The sequence below is a fragment of the Streptomyces sp. NPDC001027 genome (genome assembly GCF_040299045.1).
Lineage (GTDB): Bacteria > Actinomycetota > Actinomycetes > Streptomycetales > Streptomycetaceae > Streptomyces.
Window position 1 is genome coordinate 1 of record NZ_JBEPBI010000395.1, and the last position, 4887, is coordinate 4887.

The 4887-nt window shown below is 70.6% G+C and carries 4 protein-coding genes and 1 pseudogene; 4 read left to right on the plus strand and 1 reads right to left on the minus strand.

Going from position 1 to position 4887, the window contains the following annotated elements; all coding sequences use genetic code 11:
- Positions 1 to 1528, plus strand: a 1528-nt coding sequence (locus ABT300_RS41380; protein WP_351687571.1) for a DUF4982 domain-containing protein, incomplete at its 5' end; no start/stop codon positions are given.
- Between the two features lie 155 nt (positions 1529 to 1683).
- Here the strand turns inward: ABT300_RS41380 and ABT300_RS41385 are convergent.
- Positions 1684 to 1932, minus strand: a pseudogene (locus ABT300_RS41385) (glycoside hydrolase family 3 C-terminal domain-containing protein); the annotation flags it as partial.
- Between the two features lie 104 nt (positions 1933 to 2036).
- On the opposite strand from ABT300_RS41385, the gene ABT300_RS41390 reads away from it, so the two are divergent.
- From ABT300_RS41390 to ABT300_RS41400, 3 genes are all read left to right on the plus strand, one after another.
- Complete coding sequence (locus ABT300_RS41390; RefSeq protein ID WP_351687574.1) at positions 2037 to 2231, plus strand: hypothetical protein; 195 nt, start codon at positions 2037 to 2039, stop codon at positions 2229 to 2231.
- 113 nt (positions 2232 to 2344) lie between these two features.
- Entirely contained in the window at positions 2345 to 2953 is a 609-nt protein-coding gene (locus ABT300_RS41395; protein WP_351687577.1) for a TetR/AcrR family transcriptional regulator, read from the plus strand.
- Positions 2954 to 3638: 685 nt separating this feature from the next.
- On the plus strand, positions 3639 to 4887 hold a 1249-nt coding region (locus tag ABT300_RS41400), incomplete at its 3' end, for an MMPL family transporter (protein WP_351687579.1).

Sequence of the window (4887 nt, forward strand, 5' to 3'; positions counted from 1 at the left end):
CGGCCAGGTCGGCGACGATCGACCCGGGCTCGCCGTCGACCGGGCGCAGGTCGAGCAGGAGCAGATGAGCAGGCCGATGCTGGAGGCCTGTGACCGGCTCGGCATGCTCGTCGTGGACGAGACGTTCGACGTGTGGACCGCCGGCAAGAGCGAGTTCGACTACAGCCTGAACTTCCCCGAATGGTGGGAGCGCGACATCGAGGCGATGGTCGCCAAGGACGTCAATCACCCCAGCGTCATCATGTACTCGATCGGCAACGAGATCCCCGAGACCGGCTCCCGCTTCGGCGCCGCGTGGGGACGCAGACTCGCCGAGAAGGTCCGCTCCCTCGACCCCACCCGCTACGTCACGAACGCCGTCAACGGCATGCTGGCCGTGATGTCCGAACTGGGCGCCCTCCAGCAGCAGACACTGGAACAGGCGGCGGAGGACGGCGCCGGCATCAACACCCTCATGGCCGACGCGGGCGACGCGATGAACACGATCAGCTCCTCCGAACTGGTCACCGAACGCACCGCGGAGTCCTTCGCCGTCCTCGACGTCGCCGGCATGAACTACGCCGAGAGCCGCTACGCCCTGGACCGTGACCTGTTCCCCAACCGGATCATCCTCGGCACCGAGACCTTCCCCACCCGCATCGACGGCAACTGGCGGCTCGTCGAGCAGTACGGCCACGTCATCGGCGACTTCACCTGGACCGGCTGGGACTACCTCGGCGAGGTCGGCATCGGCAGGCCCCAGTACCCCGCCGACGGCGACGGGCCGCTCCAGGCCCACAACGCGCCGTACCCGTACCTGGTCGCGGGCTGCGGCGACATCGACATCACCGGCCACCGGCGGCCCGCCTCCTACTACCGGGAGATCGTTTTCGGTCTGCGCGCCGAGCCGTACATCGCGGTCAAGAGGCCCGAGCACCACGGCAGGACCTGGGCTGGTTCACCGTGGGCGTGGAGCGACAGCATCGCCAGCTGGACCTGGCCCGGCTTCGAGGGCAAGCCGATCACGGTCGAGGTCTACAGCGACGCCGACGAGGTGGAACTCATCGGCAACAACAACTCCTTCGGGCGGCGGCCCGTGGGCGCGGAGCACCGTTTCCGCACCGAGTTCGAGATCGTCTACGTGCCCGGCGAACTGGTCGCCGTGGCCTACCGGGACGGCGTCGAGACCGGTCGCAGCAGCCTGCACCGGGCCAGCGGCCCCGTACGGCTGGCCGCCGAGGCCGACCGCGAGGTCGTCCGCGCGGCGGGCGGCGACCTGGCCTACGTCACCCTGACCCTGACCGACGCGGACGGCACCTGCCACCCCGCCGCCGACCGCCCGGTGAGCATCGAGGTCTCCGGAGCCGGGGAGCTGATCGGGCTCGGCAGCGCCGACCCGTCGGCCGAGGAGCGGTTCGACGTGACCGAGCGCCGTACGTACGAGGGACGTGCCCTGGCCGTTGTCCGCCCTACCGCCGTCGGCAAGATCCGTCTCACCGCGACCGCGCCGGGATGCGATCCGGTGGACGTCGTCGTCACGGTCGGATGAACCCGCCGAGCCCGCCAGGTGGGTCGGCAACAACACCGCGGGAGAGGGCCAGTCGACGGCCTCACCGACCCTGCCTGGCGACCGGGAGGACCTCCGACCGCCGGACGGTCGTCGTTCTCGTCGAGCGCGACTTCGAAGGTCGTGTACGACAGTCCGTGACCGAAGGAGTAGAGGGGTCCCTGGGAGCCGAGATCCCCATAGCCGTGGCGGGTGCCGGTCGGGTGCTCGTAGCCGCTGCCGTGGTGGTGGCCGTGGTACCGGAGGATCTGGCCCAGGTGTCGCGGAAAGGTGCTGGGAAGCTTGCCGCTGGGGTTGATCAGACCGTACAGCGGGTGCGCGATCGTGGTGCCCGCCTCTTCGCCGAGCAGTGGCGCGAGCAGCACGGCGTCGGGAACCTGCGCCACCCGAATTGGCCGACGGTGTCAGCAGGGAGGAACGCCGGTGCCGTGGGCGGCGCGACGGTCGTTCAGTTGCACGCACGCGACGAGTTCGCTCCGTCGTCCGCCCGGTGGGGCAGCTGATCGCCTTCGCACGCGTCGGCCTCACAGGGGGGAGACGAAGAGCGTCGCTCTCGAAGCCCTCGTGGAGCGGGCTCCATCACAACCTGACCGACGGACGTCGCGGCATGGAGCCGGGCGACGTCACCGTGCTGGCCGGACTCGCCGCGGACGCACTCTCCTGCGCCGCGACGATCACGGTCTAGAACGGCCGGCCGGGCACCGGTGACCTGACACACCGGCGCCCGGCCGCGCCCATGTGGAACGGGCGGGCAACACGCCGAAGCCCCCACCGACCAGGTGAAGTACGGTCTGACGAGTGACGAACCAGAGAAAGCCCCGAGGCCCGTACCGCAAGAGCGCGGAGCGACGGGAACAGATTCTCCAGGCCGCCTACGAAGCCATCGACGAGCACGGAGAACGCGCCTCCCTCCAGGACATCGCCGACCGAGTCGGGGTGACGCAGCCAGCGCTCACGTACTACTTCCCCACGCGTGACGAGCTGTTGCTCGCGGTTCTGGAGCGGCGGGACGTGGTGGGCAAGCAGATCGCCGCTGACGCCACAGAGGCCGGGACCCTGATCGACAACGTGGTGGCGAGCACACGCCACACCACCGACCACCCCGGGCTGGCCAAGCTCTACGTCACGCTTTCAGCGGCGGCCACCGATCCGGAGAGCCCCGCGCACAGTTACTTCACCGAGCGCTACCAGGGGCTCGCGGCCGAGGTCACGCAGTACTTCGCGGAACAGCAGCAAGCCGGCGTCCTCAGGGCTGACGAGCCGGCCGACCACCTGGCCAGGGCGCTGCTGGCGGTGCTGGACGGACTGCAGATCCAGTGGATGCACGACCCGACCGTGGACATCGCCGCGATCGCGGAGACGTTCGCGCGGATGCTGGCACCGTCGGCGGAGCCGGATGAGCTGTGAATTTCTTGTTCTCGCGGTCAGCAGACCCGGTGCCCGGCCACCTGTCGTCGACGAGCTGGTCAGGCTGCTGGCGGGCACCGTGGAGAGCGCGCAGGCAACAGGGGGGTTCGGCATCGGGTGAACGGGTGGGACGCCCGTACGAGGAGGCGGCCCGGCGGCGGGGGGAAGAGCTGTGAGCCGTGCTGACCGTGTCCCGCCCAGCGCTGCCGCCGACGCCGTGAGGCAGCGAATTCTGCCTAGGAAGGGCGCGCTGCGCTGTCACGGCGCCGACGCCCGCCAACTGGGGGAGGCGCTGCGAGTGCGCGCCCTATCGCGCCTCGGCGTCGACCTCCGCATCAGCATCGGTCCGACCATCACGGTCGCCGCCACCGCCACCGCCTCCGCGACCGCCTGCAGCCAACGCGCCCGCGCGCCGCGTTGTCCGCGCCCTGTCCCGGGTGCGGCGCTCAACCGTCTGGATGTGGGTGTCCGGGCTCGGTTGTGAACCAGGTCCACCTCGACAGGTGTAGTGGGCTACACCCTCGGTTCGGGAGGGCGCTCCCTCCTGGCGTCACGCTGCCGACGGAATCGTGGAGGGCGGCAGAAGGACCCCTCCCAGCCCCTTTGAACAGGGCGTACATCCCACAGAGGCGGTCCTTCGACTTCTCGCCGTTCCTGAACCGCTGATGTGGAGGCGTATCCCGCCATGGCAACTGTTCTCTATCACCTGGGTCGCGCGGCCTTCCGGTGGCGCTGGTTCGTGACCTTGCTCTGGGTGGCGGTGCTGGGCGCCGTCGGTTTCGCCGCCTCGAAGGCGCCCGCCGCCGCGGACGAGGGCTTCACCATGCCCGGCATCGAGTCGCAGAAGGCGTTCGACCTGCTGGAGCAGCGTTTCCCCGGCTCGGCGGCCGACGCGGCGAGCGCCCGGATCGTGTTCGTGGCGCCGAGCGGTGAGAAGGTCACCGCCACCGAGAACAGAAGGGCCATAGAGCACCTCGTCGACGAGGCCGCCGACGGCTCCCAGGTCGCCGGCGCGGTCGACCCCTTCCAGGCGAAGGCGGTGAGCAGGGACCGTACGACGGCGTACGCGACCGTCAGCTTCAAGACCGGCGCCGCCGATCTGACCGATGGGAGCAAGGAGCACCTGGAGCGCGTCATCGACGGGGCCCGGGACGCGGGCCTGACCGTCGAGGTCGGCGGCGACGCGCTGGCCGCCCAGCCCTCTGCGGGCGGCGCGGCCGAGGTGATCGGCATCGCGGTGGCCGCTCTCGTCCTGCTGATCACTTTCGGGTCGATGGCCGCCGCCGGGCTGCCGCTGCTGACCGCGATCCTCGGTGTCGGCCTCAGCATGGCCGGGATCACGGCCGCCTCGGAGGCGTTCGGCCTGTCCGAGAGCACCGGCACGCTGGCCGCCATGCTCGGTCTGGCCTGCGGCATCGACTACGCCCTGTTCGTCGTCTCCCGGTATCGGGAGGAGCGCGCGAAGGGGCACACGCCGCGGGAGGCAGCAGGCCTCGCCGTCGGTACGGCCGGTTCAGCGGTCGTCTTCGCGGGCCTCACGGTCGTCATCGCACTGGCCGGGCTGTCCGTCGTAGGCATTCCGCTGCTCACCAAGATGGGACTCGCCGCCGCTGCCGCGGTCCTGGTCGCGGTGCTGGTGTGTCTGACGCTGGTCCCGGCCGTCCTCGGCTTCTGGCCGAACGCCGTTCTCTCGCGCGGAGCCCGCCGCAACTCCCGGCGCTACCGCAGGAAGCAGCGCCAGGAGGACAACGGCGGATCTCGCTGGGCGCGCATCGCCGTACGCCACCCGCTGCCCGTCCTGCTGCTCGGCGTCGTGGGGCTGGGCGCCGTCGCCACGCCCGTCCTCGACCTCCAGCTCGGCATGCCCGGCGACGAGGCCAAGCCCACGTCCACCACCGAGCGCCGCGCGTACGACGCTCTGGCCGAGGGCTTCG